This is a genomic window from Vagococcus xieshaowenii, assembly GCF_004792515.1.
In the GTDB taxonomy this organism is placed as follows: domain Bacteria; phylum Bacillota; class Bacilli; order Lactobacillales; family Vagococcaceae; genus Vagococcus_A; species Vagococcus_A xieshaowenii.
This window is the reverse complement of the sequence record NZ_CP038865.1, coordinates 181,579-198,352: the sequence shown is the minus strand read 5'-3', so window position 1 is coordinate 198,352 and position 16,774 is coordinate 181,579. Positions and strand designations below refer to the sequence as shown.

General features: G+C 35.2%; 14 protein-coding genes and 1 riboswitch. Of the genes, 3 read left to right on the top strand and 11 right to left on the bottom strand.

Annotated features, from left to right (window positions below; all coding sequences use genetic code 11):
• Window positions 1–121 precede the first annotated feature (121 nt).
• On the top strand, window positions 122–1,300 hold the full coding sequence (locus tag E4Z98_RS00895; protein WP_135254391.1) for a cation:proton antiporter: 1,179 nt from the start codon (window positions 122–124) through the stop codon (window positions 1,298–1,300).
• A 177-nt stretch (window positions 1,301–1,477) separates the two neighbouring features.
• Window positions 1,478–2,509, top strand: a complete 1,032-nt coding sequence (gene add / locus E4Z98_RS00890) for an adenosine deaminase (protein ID WP_241856707.1) — start codon at window positions 1,478–1,480, stop codon at window positions 2,507–2,509.
• Window positions 2,510–2,555: 46 nt separating this feature from the next.
• Here the strand turns inward: add and E4Z98_RS00885 are convergent, their stop codons facing one another.
• The 3 genes from E4Z98_RS00885 to E4Z98_RS00875 all read right to left on the bottom strand — a co-directional run bounded on the left by E4Z98_RS00885 (window position 2,556) and on the right by E4Z98_RS00875 (window position 5,407).
• Window positions 2,556–3,743 (bottom strand): acetate/propionate family kinase, encoded by a 1,188-nt coding sequence (locus E4Z98_RS00885; protein ID WP_135254393.1) that lies wholly within the window; start codon window positions 3,741–3,743, stop codon window positions 2,556–2,558.
• 22 nt (window positions 3,744–3,765) lie between these two features.
• On the bottom strand, window positions 3,766–4,782 hold the full coding sequence (locus tag E4Z98_RS00880; protein ID WP_241856705.1) for a class I SAM-dependent methyltransferase: 1,017 nt from the start codon (window positions 4,780–4,782) through the stop codon (window positions 3,766–3,768).
• 115 nt (window positions 4,783–4,897) lie between these two features.
• Complete coding sequence (locus tag E4Z98_RS00875) at window positions 4,898–5,407, bottom strand: folate family ECF transporter S component (protein ID WP_135254395.1); 510 nt, start codon at window positions 5,405–5,407, stop codon at window positions 4,898–4,900.
• A gap of 48 nt (window positions 5,408–5,455) precedes the next feature.
• Window positions 5,456–5,551, bottom strand: a riboswitch (THF riboswitch).
• A gap of 207 nt (window positions 5,552–5,758) precedes the next feature.
• Here E4Z98_RS00875 and E4Z98_RS00870 point away from each other — a divergent pair.
• The gene (locus tag E4Z98_RS00870; protein ID WP_135254396.1) at window positions 5,759–7,222 is read left to right on the top strand and encodes a peptide MFS transporter; all 1,464 of its coding nucleotides are present in this window, start codon (window positions 5,759–5,761) and stop codon (window positions 7,220–7,222) included.
• Window positions 7,223–7,370: 148 nt separating this feature from the next.
• Here the strand turns inward: E4Z98_RS00870 and E4Z98_RS10015 are convergent, their stop codons facing one another.
• The 8 genes from E4Z98_RS10015 to E4Z98_RS00830 all read right to left on the bottom strand — a co-directional run bounded on the left by E4Z98_RS10015 (window position 7,371) and on the right by E4Z98_RS00830 (window position 16,742).
• Window positions 7,371–8,858: a TPM domain-containing protein gene (locus E4Z98_RS10015; RefSeq protein WP_167790910.1), complete on the bottom strand. Its 1,488-nt coding sequence runs from the start codon at window positions 8,856–8,858 to the stop codon at window positions 7,371–7,373.
• 30 nt (window positions 8,859–8,888) lie between these two features.
• Complete coding sequence (locus E4Z98_RS00860) at window positions 8,889–9,458, bottom strand: LemA family protein (RefSeq protein ID WP_135254397.1); 570 nt, start codon at window positions 9,456–9,458, stop codon at window positions 8,889–8,891.
• A gap of 136 nt (window positions 9,459–9,594) precedes the next feature.
• Window positions 9,595–10,851: an ABC transporter permease gene (locus tag E4Z98_RS00855; RefSeq protein WP_135254398.1), complete on the bottom strand. Its 1,257-nt coding sequence runs from the start codon at window positions 10,849–10,851 to the stop codon at window positions 9,595–9,597.
• Entirely contained in the window at window positions 10,844–11,743 is a 900-nt protein-coding gene (locus E4Z98_RS00850) for an ABC transporter ATP-binding protein (protein ID WP_135254399.1), read from the bottom strand. The genes E4Z98_RS00855 and E4Z98_RS00850 overlap by 8 nt, the downstream gene beginning before the upstream one ends.
• Window positions 11,744–11,933: 190 nt before the next feature.
• The gene (locus E4Z98_RS00845) at window positions 11,934–13,400 is read right to left on the bottom strand and encodes a glycoside hydrolase family 1 protein (RefSeq protein ID WP_135254400.1); all 1,467 of its coding nucleotides are present in this window, start codon (window positions 13,398–13,400) and stop codon (window positions 11,934–11,936) included.
• Between the two features lie 24 nt (window positions 13,401–13,424).
• A complete protein-coding gene (locus tag E4Z98_RS00840) occupies window positions 13,425–15,293 on the bottom strand; it encodes a beta-glucoside-specific PTS transporter subunit IIABC (RefSeq protein ID WP_135254401.1) in 1,869 nt (622 codons plus the stop codon).
• 125 nt (window positions 15,294–15,418) lie between these two features.
• Window positions 15,419–16,258: a BglG family transcription antiterminator LicT gene (gene licT, locus E4Z98_RS00835; protein WP_135254402.1), complete on the bottom strand. Its 840-nt coding sequence runs from the start codon at window positions 16,256–16,258 to the stop codon at window positions 15,419–15,421.
• A 211-nt stretch (window positions 16,259–16,469) separates the two neighbouring features.
• On the bottom strand, window positions 16,470–16,742 hold the full coding sequence (locus E4Z98_RS00830) for a hypothetical protein (protein WP_135254403.1): 273 nt from the start codon (window positions 16,740–16,742) through the stop codon (window positions 16,470–16,472).
• Between the last annotated feature and the right edge of the window lie 32 nt (window positions 16,743–16,774).

Genomic DNA, 16,774 nt, shown 5'->3' with positions numbered 1-16,774 from the left:
CCGTTACATTTAATATATAACGTACAAAATAACGGATATAAAACATAAAAAAGACACAATATAGCTTTTATATGTTTATTAAATCATTTTGCTACGTTAAATTTATTTAAGGAAGTGATGTATGAATATTTTATTAACACTCGCGCTGATTATTCTACTAACAAAAATCGCTGATTCCTTCGCTATCAAGCTAGGATTACCATCAGTAGTGGGGAGTTTATTAATCGGAATATTAGTGGGGCCCTCCTTCTTAGATCTCATTCAAAATGATCATTCGATTGAGCTGTTCTCACATATTGGTGTCGTACTATTGATGTTCTTAGCCGGAGTTGAAAGTGATTTAAAAATCTTAAGAAAACATTTCAAGCCTTCTCTAATTACTGGCTTACTGGGTGTTGTCGTACCTTTTTTAAGTTTCTTTCTGGTTTCGAAAGTATTTAACTTTTCACATGAAACCTCGATGTTTATCGGCCTAATCTTTGGCGCAACCTCTTTAAGCATTACCATTCAAGTCTTGAAAGAACTTCATTTTATCAAAACAAAAGAAGGCTCTATTATTATTGGTGCAGCTGTTTTAGATGATGTTATTGTGGTTATTTTCTTAAACTTTATCTTGAACATGATTAATCCTAATACAACATTAGTGGATATGGTGCCACTACTACTGAAGAACGTGTTGTTCTTTGCAATTGTTCTAGCTATTGATCGTTTTGTTATGCCTATTTGCCTAAAGTTATTAAAGCAGACAAAAGTTCCAGAAAAGAACGTAGCATTTTCACTAATACTTGCTTTCTTTTTGAGTTTCCTAGCAGAATATATTGGCATGTCAGATATTATCGGCGCATTCTTTGCGGGAATCCTAATTTCTAGAACAAAATTTGCGCATTTAGTTGAGATGAAAGTGACAAGTACGACACTATCACTTTTCGCACCCATTTTCTTTGTGAGTATTGGCTTAAATTTATCACTAACCAATATTTCAGAAAATCTTTGGTTAATTATTGTCTTTAGCTTATTAGCTGTTGCTACTAAATTCGTAGGGGGCTATCTTGGTGGGAAAATCGAAAAATTTGACCACTTGAGTAGTTCGATTGTAGGCGCAAGTCTTGTATCTCGAGGAGAAATGGCGCTAATTTTGATTAGCTTAGGGTTAGATAAAGCCTTTATTAATGACGAAATTTACGCTAGTTTAGTTCTAGTTATTATTATTACCACTATCCTAGCACCGATTATTTTAAAATACTTTATTACCAAGTTTCGTGAAAATGAAACCAAAAATGAACAAACAGCAACTAACTAAAACTTTAGACACTCACTTATTTGTGAGTGTCTTTTTTTTATAATAAATATACGAACATTATTATCGTTTATTATATTTATATTTCGCTATTAAAATGTAAATAGTTTGATTTTCTTGAAAGAACACGTTAACATTTAGTTATACACAAACAAATAACAGTTAGGGAGCGATTATATTTTGACTGAACTAATGCCATCAAAAGAGTTTATCCAAGGATTACCGAAAGCCGAGTTACATTTGCATATTGAGGGAACTTTAGAGCCAGAACTTAAACTACAACTAGCTGACAAAAATCAAATGGATATTGGCTTTAAAACAATTGATGAAATTAAGGAGAGTTATTTATTCAATTCATTGCCTTCTTTCTTAGAAGTGTACTACAGCGGCATGAGTGTTTTACAAACCGAAGATGATTTTTACCAATTAGCGTGGGCTTATTTAGAAAAAGCCGCTCAACATAATGTTCGCCGTGCTGAATTGTTTTTCGATCCACAGGCCCATACATCACGGGGTGTAACGTTTGAAACAGTCTTCAACGGGTATTACCGCGCTGTTTCTGAAAGTGACAAACTAGGAATTAGTACTGATTTAATTATGTGTTTCTTACGCGATATGTCCGCTGAGTCCGCAGCTGAAACTTTAGAGCAAGCTTTACCCTATAAAGATAAAATTTTAGGTGTAGGGCTAGATTCTGATGAAAAAGGCAACCCGCCGTTAAAATTTGCTGAAGTTTTCAGGAAAGCAAAAGCAGAAGGTTTCCGTTTAACCATGCATTGCGATATCGATCAAGAAAATTCAATTGAACATATTCGCCAAGTACTATTTGATATTGGCGTAGAACGTATCGACCATGGGACAAATATTGTCGAAAACCAAGAATATGTTGACTATATCAATAAACATACTATTGGCTTAACTTGTTGCCCAGTTTCTAATGGCTTTGTTGTTGACGACATGAAGGGGCAAGAAATTATTGAGTTATTAGAACAAGGCGTGAAGGTAACGATCAACTCAGATGACCCCGCTTACTTCCAAAGTTATATTTCTGATGACCTATATGCATTGGCTCAAGTGTATAACTTAACAACGGAACAAGTCGTACAATTAGCAAAAAATTCATTTGAAATAGCATGGATTTCTGATGAAGAAAAAACGAAATTCTTAGCCGAAGTAGATGCTTACTATCAGGCCTCATCAGCAATGAAATAATAAAAAAAACTCTCACTGAAATTCCATTCAGCGAGAGTTTTTTTTATTATTTGTTTTTTAATGCTTCAACGTCGCGAGCAATCATTACTTCTTCGTCTGTTGGGATTAAGAATACTTTCACTGTTGAATCGTCTGTTGAGATTTCACGTTCAACACCGCGAATGTTGTTTTTCTCTTCGTCTAATGTGCAACCAAACCAAGTTAAACCTGACATGATGTCATGACGACGAGTGATTGAATTCTCACCGATACCCGCTGTGAAGACAATCGCATCTACACCGTTCATTAACGCAATGTAGCTACCAATGTATTTTTGAATACGTGTATTGAAAACACGAATAGCCATTTCTGAATCTTCAGTACGTGCTTCTTCGACTTCACGCATGTCGCTTGATACACCTGAAAGACCTAGTAAACCAGATTTTTTATTTAAGATATCAACCATTTCTTTAATATCTGTGATGCCTTCTTTTTCCATGATGTATGGTAAGACAGAAGCATCGATATCACCTGAACGAGTTCCCATTGTAATTCCGGCAAGTGGTGTGAATCCCATTGATGTATCAATTGATTTACCACCTTCAACAGCAGTAATAGAACCACCGTTACCTAAGTGACATGTGATGATTTTTGTTTCTTCGATTGGTTTACCTAATAACTCAGCTGCACGTTCTGAAACGTAACGATGACTTGTTCCATGAGCACCATATTTACGCGCTTTATGTTTGTTGTAATACTCCATTGGAATGCTGTATAAGTAGTTTTCTTTTGGCATTGTTGTATGGAATGATGTATCAAATACTGCTACGTTCACAGCGTTTGGTAAAATATTTTGGAATACACGAATAACTTTAGCTTCAGCAGGGTTATGCAATGGTGCAAATTCTGCTAAATCTTCGATTAATTTTAATGATGCTTCATCAATTAATGCTGATTCTTTGAAGTGTTCACCACCAGCAACGACACGGTGTCCAGCTCCTTCGATTTCATCAAATGAAGCAATAATGTTTAATTCGATCATTTTTTCTAATAATAAGTTAACTGCTTCATCATGGTTAGCTAAATCTAAAACTTGTTCAAACTTTTGATCTTCTCCGTATGAAATAGCGAAGATTGAATCGTTTAAACCAATTCTTTCTACTAATCCTTTAGCGATGACTGTTTCTTCTGGCATTTCAAATAATTGCCATTTTAAACTAGAACTTCCGGCATTGATTGCAATTGTTTTTGACATGATAACTCTCCCTTTGTGTTAGTTATAGATTATTTTTTTGCCACTTAGCAAATTCTGTAAAGAAACCTTGGATGGCTTGTGGATCCTTTAATGTTGGTATTCTCGCAATTAGCACTTCCTTAGGCGGCTCAACCTGCTCGCTTCTGTTTTGTACAATAATAATAGATTTGCGCGAGTTGGCTGATTGGAATAATGTTTCTGGTAAGCCCACCACTGCGAGTAAGTGAACTTTTTCTTGTAACCATTTCTTTAATTCCGGCGCCTGATCAGAGACTAAGAAGTCTTCTGGTACTAAGAAAATACCAAAGCCATCATTTTTTGTATAAGTCATACTTTGTTCCATCAATAAATGATGTGCATAGGTATGGCCTTCGCTCGCTTGTACCGTAAAATCTTGTACACGCTCATCGTGTGGATAATAGCCAATAGGTAAATCACTAATAACCAAATCAGCTGGTGCTACTAATAAGTTTTGCATACTATCCTGATGGAAAAATGTCACCTTTTCTTTCAAAAGTGCGCTGTTTAATGAGGCAATCGTTAATAATGTATCGTCGATATCCACCCCTGTCGCTTCCATCTTATAGCCAGATTCTTTCAAATACAGTAAAACAGTGTATAACAAATTACCTGTACCAACGGTTAAATCTAACAATTGGTTGGTTTGTTCTTTTTTAGTTTTTAACAGTTGTTCACCTAAATAACTAAACAAGAAACCTAATGCATCTGGTGTTAATTGATGATTGGGTTGCACCGGTTCATGCTGTAGTCCGTTCAGCATAACTAATTGCAACGCATTACGCAATTCAGTTTGCGTTAATTCTAATGAACTGAACTGTTGATACAGCTCTTCTAGTTCTTTAACAACTTCGGCATTTGGCTCACCTTCCACCACTCGTACTTGATGATTATCTAAAATATTCTCAACCGTTTCAATATAACCTTCAAAAAAAGATATCTCTAACGCTTGCTGAATCTTAGTAATACTAACGTTTAGTAGTTGAAATGCCTGCTCCATTGTTTCTGAAGACACATTCATCAGTCCCTTTCAATTGAAAAATTTGACTTTCACTTCCTAAGTTTAACGAAAAAGGCTTGATAATTCAAGCCTTTTGATCACTTTCTAATGATAGATAACTCCTTAAAAATAGCCATTATTTGGATATTAAACGGGTTAACATTTTTCTTTTTGCTATTAATTCTATAACTAAGATTTTTACTACTAGTAAGACCAGGGCGGCAACTAAACGTGTTGGTAAATAAGCTAACGTCGATGCTTTTCCCATTGTCATGAATAACCATACCGTATTTAGACCTGTTGAAACAATCGAACCGGCTAAGTTACCGACGATATTACGTCCTAGGGTCATCTCTTTTTTGTAAAAAAATAGCCCATAAACTAATCCTTCGATAGCTGCCGTTAAGGTATAACCTGGGAAAAACATTCCGACTGGCCGTAAAACGAAACCAAACATATCGGCTAAACCATTCCCTATCGCAGCAAACAGTGGACCAAATAACCACCCCATTAAAATAACTGCAATAAAACTAAAGCTAATACGAAAGAACTCAGTTTGAATAACAAATTGACGAGTTAAAATAATTTGCATGGCAATCAATAACCCCATCAATGCTATTTCTTTAGCACCAATTTTTCTTTTCATATCTTGCTACTCCTTTCTAGAGCAGCCGCATAACAAACGATGATACTATGCAGCGAATGCGAAAACAAAATCGCGGATTTCTCCTTCGTCCCAAAGGCAACATCCCATCCTTCAAGCACTTGACGCTTTGTCTTCTACTCTGTTTTCAAATACGAACCTATTCTAACATATTTGAATTTAGATGAATAGATTTACTTCTTAATACTGTCCACTTATAAATAAAGCTAAAAGGAAAACGTTTTTCACATCGTTTTCTAACCAAATTTACTTTTTTATTTTCATTTTTTCATTTATGGAGTAATATAACTTTTGTATTTATAATTTTTATATTGAAAGTAGGTTTTTTATAAGATGGCTTCGAAAGAAAAAACGTTTTTAGGACAGCCTCTAGGATTAGCCACATTATTCTTTACAGAAATGTGGGAAAGATTTAGTTATTATGGTATGCGTGCAATTTTACTGTACTATATGTACGATACCGTTGCTAACGGTGGATTAGGATTAGAAAAATCGACTGCTTTAGCAATTATGTCAATTTATGGTTCACTTGTTTTTATGTCAAGTATCGTAGGTGGTTGGATTTCTGACCGTTTACTAGGCTCTAAAAAAGCAGTGTTCCTTGGTGGACTAGCTATTATGATTGGACATATTGTCTTGTCTTTACCATTTGGTATTAGCACACTGTTCTTATCAATGTTATTTATTATTATCGGAACAGGGATGTTAAAAGCTAACGTCTCAAACATGGTCGGCTTACTTTATTCAAAAGAAGACGTTCGTCGTGATGCTGGATTCTCAATTTTCTATATGGGGATTAACATTGGGGCACTACTAGCACCGATTATTGTAGGAACATTAGGACAAGAATATAACTATCATTTAGGTTTCTCCGTTGCAGCAGTCGGCATGTTAATCGGTTTAATTGTCTACCATTTCCAAGGCAAGAAAACTCTAGGTACTTCAGGTAATCAAGCAACGAATCCTATTACTGCAGATGAAAAATCTAAATTAATCAAACTATTTAGTTTCGTTATCGTAGCAGTGATGGCTATCTTTGCTGCAGCATACTTTGCTAACGCATTAACGATTGATTTCTTTGTTAACTTTATTAGTATTTTAGGTATCAGTTTACCAATTATCTACTTCACACGCATGTTACGTTCTAAAGATGTAACACAGGAAGAACGCAAACGTTTATTGGCTTATATTCCGTTATTTATTTCAGGAATTATCTTCTGGTCATTGCAAGAACAAGGCTCATCTATTTTAGCGTTATTCGCAGACGAGCGTACTAAAAATTCTTTATGGGGATTCAATGTCCCAGCTAGTTGGTACCAAACATTGAACCCAATTTTCGTAGTAGGTTTAACCCCTGTATTTGTTGGTCTTTGGACTAAATTAGGAAAACGTCAACCTTCTACTGTTGTAAAATTCTCATTTGGTTTACTATTTGCTGGTTTATCTTTCATCTTATTAATGTTCCCAGGAATGTTATTTGGAACAGATGCCCGAGTTAGCCCAATGTGGTTATTGTTGAGCTTCTTCATTATGGTATTAGGTGAGTTATGTTTATCTCCAGTAGGACTTTCTGTTACGACTAAATTAGCCCCTAAAGCGTTTGAAGCACAAACATTAGCTATTTGGTTATTAGCAGATGCTTCATCTCAAGCTATTAATGCACAGATTGCTCGTTTCTACACACCAGCAACTGAATCAGCTTATTTCGGTATTATTGGAGCTGTCGCTGTCGTTGCTGCTATTGTTCTTTATTCAATACGCAAACCAATTAAACAAATGATGGGAAGCATTCACTAATCATAGCAATTCCCTATTATAAGTAACGTCCTAAGAGAACGAGCGTCTCTTAGGACGTTTTTATTATGACAAAATAAAAAGTGTGCTCTCTTTCAAATGAGAACACACTAAGAATAGCTTTATTAATTTGGTTAATCATTAGACTGCTTTACCAACCACCAGAAAAGCCTCCGCCACCTGAAGAACCTCCTCCAAATGAAGAACCTCCTCCAGAGAAGCCTCCACCGGATGAGCTAGCATAGCTCGACCAAATCAGCGTTTGTAAATAATAATCGCCTAATGTCATATTAGATAAGTCATTTAACGCTTTTTCACGTTTGTCTTTGGCAATCTTTTTACGTTGCTTCTCTGCGTATTGATATGCTGAAGCTAACGGCTGGTCAGAAAAGTCTAATTGACTTAACAATGAGTCATCCGATAAATTCTTACCTTCTAACAAACGATACGTCATAAGCGCAACTAACAACTCATTTTCAATCGTGGTTTTATTCAATGCCCCTATGTGTTCAGTATAACGATACGAAATATTTTCTACCATTTGCTTGTTATGATCTGAAATAGCTAACAAATGTTGATGTTCAATAGTTCGATGTTCCACATAATGACCAATTTGCTCAATATAAGGTGCTTGTAAATAAGGATTAACCTTTAATGGCAACTTAAAACTATCAAATGCTTCAACAAGTTGTTGTGTTAATTCAGCTAACTGCTCACCTTCTAAATAGATGGGCACTTTATAAACATTGCGTCCCCGATTGGCTTGTTGATACTGCATAATCGCATCTTCAACCAAACCAACTGCCAAAACATCTGGTAATTGATTCAATGGCAACTGATTTCTTTTACTTTTTTGAGCATATAACTTAGCGAAAGATACACGTTGTTTTTTAGCAGCTATTGGCACACTTGCAATGGTTTTAGCTGACTCAAAGTGATAACCCTCAACTTGTTCATTAATATATGTATGACTAATTTTCTTCTTGATTATAAACAAGTACATCATATACCCAAGTGCGCCTAATCCAGTAGCTGACACAAGACTCACTATAACTTGTCCAAACATATGAAACATTTGGGCTTGTCGAGCTTTTTCCTCAACCACCTGTTGCTTAGACGCTTCATAATTACCATAACGATCCACGACTACTTTTTCAACGTTTTTTGAAATTAACATAATCGCATCGCCGTATTGCTCATCTTGTAATAATTCAGTTGCCTCATCTGATACAATATCTTCTTTCATACTATCTGTGATGACATCTTCTACACCATATCCGACTTCTAAGCGATATTTTCTATCTTCAATTGCAATAACAAATAAAAAACCATTATCTAAATCTGATTGTCCCACACCTAATTGTTCAAATTTACGAACTGCATAGTCTTCGATTGAACTTTGACCTTCTAGATTAGGAAGCGTCACCACAGCGTACTGCGGTGCACCTTCTAAATTTTTAAACGTTACGTCATTCATCTCTTTGATAGTCGCTTTTTGTTTATCACTTAAAACGCCTGCATAATCTTCAACAAAAATATTATTCTCAGATGCAAGCATTGAGGCAGGCAACACAAACATCAGCCATCCTAGTAACACGATGAATCCTAGATAAGGTATCTTTTTAACTATCCCACCCAAATGTTTCATCTCCTATCTGTACAACGACGACTATTCATCAAAATTAATGGTTGGCGCCTCTGCTGCTTTTTCATCTGCTTCAAAATAATCTTCTTTTTCTAAGCCCATCATTTTAGCAATAAATGATTTAGGGAATTTCTTTAGGGCGACATTATAACGTTTCACTGATTCATTGTAACGATCACGCTCAACTGAAATACGATTTTCTGTTCCTTCAAGCTGTGTCATTAATGTTTTTACATTCTCGCTAGACTTCAAATCTGGATAATTTTCCATCACAACTAACAATCGAGACAAGGCTCCTTCAAGTTCAGAACTTGCTGCTGATACTTCTGTTGCCCCTTTTGCACCTGCCATATTTTCACGCGCTTTAGTAATATTACTAAACACTTCTTTTTCCTGTTTCATACTTCCTTGAACAGAATTAACTAAATTTGGAATTAAGTCATAACGACGTTGCAACTTAGATTCAACTTTTGCCCATTGATTATCCACATCAGCTTCTTTTGAAATAAAGCCATTATACGTAACAATTCCATATAAGGCTAATACAATGACAATAATACCTGCAATTAGTCCGGTCTTTTTTGAATTATTCATTTGAAATTACCTCCATTATTTTATAATTAAATTATAACGTATTTTATAAAAATACACATCCGACTAAAGATGTATCCGTTCACAAATAACCGATAAAAAAAAAGCATCGCTAAAAGCGACACTTTTCTCTAATTATCTATTGTTGTTCACTCTTCATTAACGATAGGGATTTTTTCAACGATTGCCACATACCTGTATCACTGTAGACTAACGCTGTCGAGCGATAAATTTTTGCTGAAAGCTTTAATAAGATAAGCATTGAAAGCAACAAAATGACCAATGAAATGACGATTTCTGTTACCGAAACGGTTTGACTAGCAATACGTAAAGGCATAGTAAACGATGATAAGAAAGGGATAAATGATGTGATCTTCATCAAAATATGTTGTGGGTCATTCATCCCTAAGAATATCGTTAAGAAAAAGCCAATCATCGTTAGATAAGTTACCGGTGCGACCGCTTTACCTGCATCTTCAGATTTAGATACGAGCGAACCACATAACGCTGCTAATACCGTATAGATAACCACACCTAGTAATAAATAAAGCAAATTGTAACCAATTAACCCACCTACTAATTCTTTAATCGATACATTACTTAACATATCTTTTATAAAATCAGTCTCTTTAGTAAAGAAAAATGCACCCAATCCTAAACCTATGTATATGACAACTTGCGTTAAAATGACTAAGAAAATCCCTAATATTTTGCCATAGAAATGTTTAGAAGCTGATGTACTAGATAAAATAATCTCCATAATACGTGTCCCTTTTTCTGAAGCGACTTCTGTAGCAACTACTTGTGCATACATCAAGATAATGACATACATGGCTAACGAAATAAATACTGATCCCAATGTTTGCGCTAACTTATTATCCGCCTTATCCGTCATCACACCTTCATCAAAACTCACTGTTTTAGTTGTGAAGGTCGATGGTTGATTAAGTTTCTGCACATCTTCTGCTGAAAGTTTTAGCGAATCAGATACTCTAGCCAACTGCATGCTAGTTAAAATTTGTTGAATTTCTAGTTCATCTGTTTGACTTAACGATGATTCTCCAAAAAATTCCCCTGATATTTCTGGTTGTTTTTCTGTACTATTAATTACTAAAAAACCATCAATTTCTTCATTTTCTAGCGCTTTCTTGGCACTATCTTCCGTGTCGATTGCTTCATCCACTTCTAATGACACTCGTTTAAGGAAATCCTCACGAAGCGTTGTATCTTTAGCAACGACCGCAATATTCGTTGTTTCACCAAATTTATTTCCAATTAACCCACCTAATAAACTGAAACCCACCATCATAAAGGGAGCTAATATCATCACGAAAAACGTTGGACTTTTGATGTTTCTTTTATATGTTTCAAGCGCAATAATCCATAACTTATTCATTGCCTTCACCTACTTTCATTTTGAAAATATCTTCTAATGTCGGCGGAAATTGATTAAAGACTGGCATATAACCATACGCTGCTGCTTGCTTAAAGATGTCTTTCCCTACTTCTTCACCTCTCAAATTCACCTCAAGCATCCCATCTGGACGTTGCTTGGTTGATAAAACACCATCAATCGCTTGAATTGTTTCTAGCGGTAAAGAAGAATCAATCATTAACTTAGTACGTCCAAAACTTTGTCTAATAGTATGAACTTCACCATCCAGAACTGTTTGGCCATTACGAAGCATAATTAAATGATCACAAATTTTTTCTACATTTTCCATGTTATGACTAGAAAAAATCACACAAGCGCCTTTATCTTTCAATTCGATAATACCATTTTTTAATAACTCTGCATTCACAGGATCCAATCCACTGAAGGGTTCATCTAAAATAATGAGCTTTGGTTCATGAATTAGCGTTGCGATTAATTGGACTTTTTGTTGATTCCCCTTAGAAAGAGATTTCACTTTATCCGTCCGTTTTCCTTTGACTTGAAATTTTTCCATCCACTCATCGATTTTAGGTTCAATTTCTCTTTTACTTTTCCCACGTAAACGAGCAAAATAAATTAATTGTTCCTCAATACTAATTTTAGGATATAAACCACGCTCTTCCGGTAAATAACCAATCATGTCATAATCTTTTTCTGTTAATGGCTGTCCATCCCAAAGAACCTGGCCCTGATTAGCTTTCAAAAAATTCAAAATTAAACGAAAAGTTGTTGTTTTACCTGCACCATTTTGACCAATCAATCCTAAAATAGTCCCTTTAGGAATTGTAAAACTCAATTGATCAACCGCTGTCATCTCACCAAATGTCTTAACCAAACCCTTGACTTCTAACATTCATTTTCCTCCTTTAATAATAAACGACCTTATTACCTTCCATTCTAATGGACTTTATTAACAAAAGATAGTCCAACCCTTTACCAAAACAAAAAGAAGTTGTGACAGCGGCTGTCACAACTCCTTCATTCCAAATAAACAGTGTGCCAAAATATTGAAGCTGCTTTTGGCACAACCTTTTAGTAAACTATTACATTTCTTCTGCATTCGTTGCAATTAATCGTTGGTACCAATAGAAACTGTCTTTACGATAACGTTGACGGGTGCCATTTCCTTCATCATCTAAATCAACATAGATGAACCCATAACGTTTAGACATTTGTCCTGTTCCGGCTGAGATTAAATCAATACACCCCCAAGAAGTATAGGCGATTAAATCCACTCCATCTGCAATGGCTTCACTCATCGCTTCCACATGACGCTTTAAATAATCAATACGATATGGATCGTGAACACTGCCATCGGCTTCTAAAGTATCATCTTGACCTAAACCATTTTCTACAACCATCATCGGAATTTCATAACGACCATACAATTCATTCAAAATATAACGCAAACCTGTTGGATCGATTCCCCAACCCCAATCGCTATAGTCTAAATAAGGATTTAGCGCCCCAAAAGAAAAATTCCCTTGTCCTGTTTGGGCTTCTTCATCCGTTGTTAAACACATCGACATATAATATGAAAACGAGAAGATATCAACTTTACCTTCTAATAAAACGGCAGCATCATCTGCTTCCATCTCTAATTCAACCCCGTATTTCTCCCATAAACGCTTAGCAAAGCTTGGATACTTCCCACGAACTTGAATATCGCCACAGTAATAAATGCCTTGCTTCAGTGCTTCTTGCGCCATTAACACATCACTCGGACGTGAGGTCAATGGATAAGGCGTTACACCATTAATCATGCAGGCAATTTTATTTTGAGGATTGATTTGTCTAGCTAATTTCACTACTTTAGCACTTGCCAAAAATTGGTGATGTAACTCTTGAATACTAATTTGTGCCGCTTGTTGACGTTGCGATTCTGGTAACATCTCTAAGAAGAACAAACGATTGTTAATTTCATTAAAAGTAATCCAGTAATTGACTAAATCCTTGTATTCTGTCATCACTATTTCTGCATAGCGGACAAAATGGTCAATCGTGCTACGATTCATCCAACCGCCTGTTTCTGTTTCTAAGTAAAGAGGTGTATCAAAATGCCACAATGTTACTAATGGCTCAATCTTGTATTTTTTCAATTCTAAAAAGACATTACGGTAAAATTCTAAGCCAGCTTGATTGGGCTCGTTTTCAATACCTTTTGGAAAAATACGCGACCATGAAATGGACATACGATACATTTTAAACCCCATCTCTGCAAACAAGGCAATATCTTCTTTATAATGGTGATAAAAATCAATTGCTTCATGGTTTGGATAATACCGTGTTGGGTCTACATAAGGATTAGCTCCCTCAGGTACCCTCCCAAACATTGGCACTTCGACTATTTCTCCAGTTGGTAACTGATATGTCAACACACGATGTTTGTTAACTCCGCCTGATGCTGAAATATCCGTTTCGATCATGCCTTTACCTTCTATATTCCAGGCTCCCTCAACTTGATTAGCAGCCGTTGCACCACCCCAGAAAAAATCTTTTGGAAATTTCATGTCAATAACCTCCATTATTTTTTTCTACACTTGTAAGCTTAATAAATCTGTTCCAACTGTAATGTCTCCAGTTGTGGATACAGGTGAAATTTCACTATAATCACGTGTGTTAGTCACAATAATAGGCGTTACCATTGAGTATCCTGCATCCTTAATTGCATCTAAATCAAAAGAAATTAACAAATCACCTTTAACCACTTTTTGACCACTTTCAACATGCGCTTCAAAATATTGACCGTTCAATTGTACAGTATCCATACCTAAATGAATAAGAATCTCACTGCCACCCTCAGATATTAAACCAATCGCATGTTTGGTTGGAAAAACCGTCATTACCGTGCCATCACAAGGCGCGTACACATGACCTTCTTCAGGATCAATCGCAATCCCTTTTCCCATAATCCCTTGTGCAAATGCATCGTCTTTTACTTCATTAAGAGGAAGAATTGTCCCTTTAATAGGATTCACTAATACTTCAGCTTCTCCAATTGCGTTAGAAACGCTCGTCATTTTTGTATGATTTGTTCCAACTTCATCCATCGTTGCTTCTACTTTATCGTCTTTGAATAGAATATATCCTGCTACTAACGAAAGAATTGTGGTGATAATCATCACTATAATCGCTTTGACTAAATTATCTAAATCACCTGAATTTGGGTCAATCATACCGGGTAGCCCGAAGATTCCTAAACCTGCCATTGTATAAGCTTTAACATTTAATACTCCTAGTAAACCACCACTGATAGCTCCCATAATACAAGATAGAACAAACATTTTTCTACGTGGTAATGTTACCCCGTAAATAGCCGGTTCAGTTACCCCAAAAATAGATGCGATCCAAGCTGGTAGGGCAATATTTTTTAATTTTTTATCGCGAGTTTTCATCCAAATAGCTAAAACGATACCTAATTGTGTAAATGAAACAAGTGAAATCATTGCCATCATTGCATCAGGTGTTCCTTGCATTAAGCCCATAATTGACGGCATAATAATCATCATATGTACACCAAACATAACGAATAATTGCCACATACCACCTAGTAAAATACCTGCTAAAATTGGGCTTATCCCAATGACTGTGTTGATTCCTTTTCCTAAATATAAACCAACTAAATTTGCTAAAGGTCCAATCAATGCAAAACCAATAGGTAAACAAATTAACATCACAAGCATCGGCGTCATAAATGTTTTTACTGCACTTGGTAATACTTTATTAAAGAAACGTTCTACCGGTGCCGCTAAACAAACTAATAAAATAATGGGCAATACAGTCGATGTATAGGTAGCGTTTATATTATGACCAAAGAAGCTAAGATCTACACCATTAATTTCTGGGTAACACATAATAGCACCTAACGTTAATCCAATATATGGATTCATTTTCAACTTACGTGCTGTATTATAGCCTAATATAATCGGGAAGAAATAGAACATTGCATCCCCAATCGCATTAATTAATGTGTAATAAGAACTTTCTGCTGAGTAGACTCCTGCAACCGATAAAACCGTATTCAACCCTTTAATGATTCCCGACGCTGATAAAATAGCAATAGACGGCATCATCACGCCTGAAATAAAATCAAAGAATCTCGCGAACAAGCTCATTTCTTTTTTATCATCTTCAATAGTAGAAAGATCATCTGAAAGTCCTGCTTGTTCTCTCACGACTTTAAATACATCAGGTACATGATTACCGATAACAACTTGATATTGTCCAGCCGATTTTAAGACTGTCACTACACCTTCATGATTTTTTAAAAACTCATCATTGGCTAAACTCTCATCTCTTAATTTAAACCTTAAACGTGTGACACAATGTGTTAATCCTAAAATATTGTCTTTACCACCGACATTTTCAATAATTTCTGATGCTAATTGTTGATACTTTTCCATAATAATTCCCTCCGCTTAATTAATTTTTTAATTACTAGCGGTGTGGCCAACTTAATGTCACCATCCTATTGGTAATACAGAACCTCACAATCCTCCTTGGTGTTATTTTTTATATTAAACAAAAATTATTTTGTTTTATAAATCAATCGGTCTAAATGAATCGTTAAATAACTCAATTCTTCTTCAGATAAATTCAGGTGATACTTCTTGTTCAAAAAGTCATTGACTTTATTGGCACAATCAAATGATACAGGATAGGTGGTCTTAATTGTTTGAAATAACGGGTCTTCTCCACCTTCTTGATAGCTACTACCATTTAATAAACGTTGTGCTAAAAACTTCATATGTGTGATAAATCGGTAATAATAGACTGATTCTTCATCAAGCGTCACATTAAAATGATACGTTACAATATGTAACACCTCTGTCATCACTCGTGTAATTTGATAAGTATTCTCCACTTGTTCGTCAAGCTCAGAGTTCACAATGTGAAACGCAATGAATCCTGCTTCATCTTCAGGTAAACTAACACCTAATACTTTTCCTATCATCTCAATAGATTCTTGTCCTAATTTAAACTCAGCTGGATAAAAACGCTTGATATCCCATAACATTGTATTCGTTAAGGAAACACCTTCTTCGTAACGTTTCACTGCTGCAAAGATATGATCCGTTAAAGAAATGTAGATATTGTCATTGAGCGACTTACCTAATTTCTGTTTAATATTATCAATCACTTGATCAGCCAATTTAACATAATCATCTGGAATAACTGACACAATTTGCTGATACTTACTAACAAAATCTGCATTATCAGGCAAAAACTTTTTATCAATCAATCCTGTTTCAATTGTTTCACCAGCTTTTCTTTGAAACGCAATTCCTTTACCAAAACAAATAATCTCTTGATGATCCTCTGTTTGGCAAACAGCAGCATTGTTATTTAATATCTTGATAATTTTCACGTTCATACCTCCATTTAAATTGAAAAAAGACCTAATCATAAATCAATAAAACAGTCACTAAATAAACATAGCGCGTTTTATAAATTTATCATCAGGTCTAGCTCCTAAGATTACTATCCTTTTTGACATATCTATTACTTACAAGCGAATTGTATCAAAACGCTTACAAATTGTCAATCAGCAATATTAACTTATTTATAAAATTATTGGTTTATAACGTTCTGTTTTCTTCCTCTAAATAACCTGTACTTTGTTCAATAATCGCTTCATAAGGAATATGTAACTTATTCAACATAATAGAACCATCTTCTAAAATCTTAATTTCATTACCAATCCAAGTGTTAGCCAAAGGTTGAATAAATAAATCGACCTTCGTAAAACGAGACATATAACGTACTTCATTGTTATTAAACGTGATGCGTAATCTTAAATTAGGTAACATTTCTGCTTTAATTGGTTTTAAATGATTTACTTTCTTTGACATAATGATCTTCCTTTCCTAATAACATGTTTGCT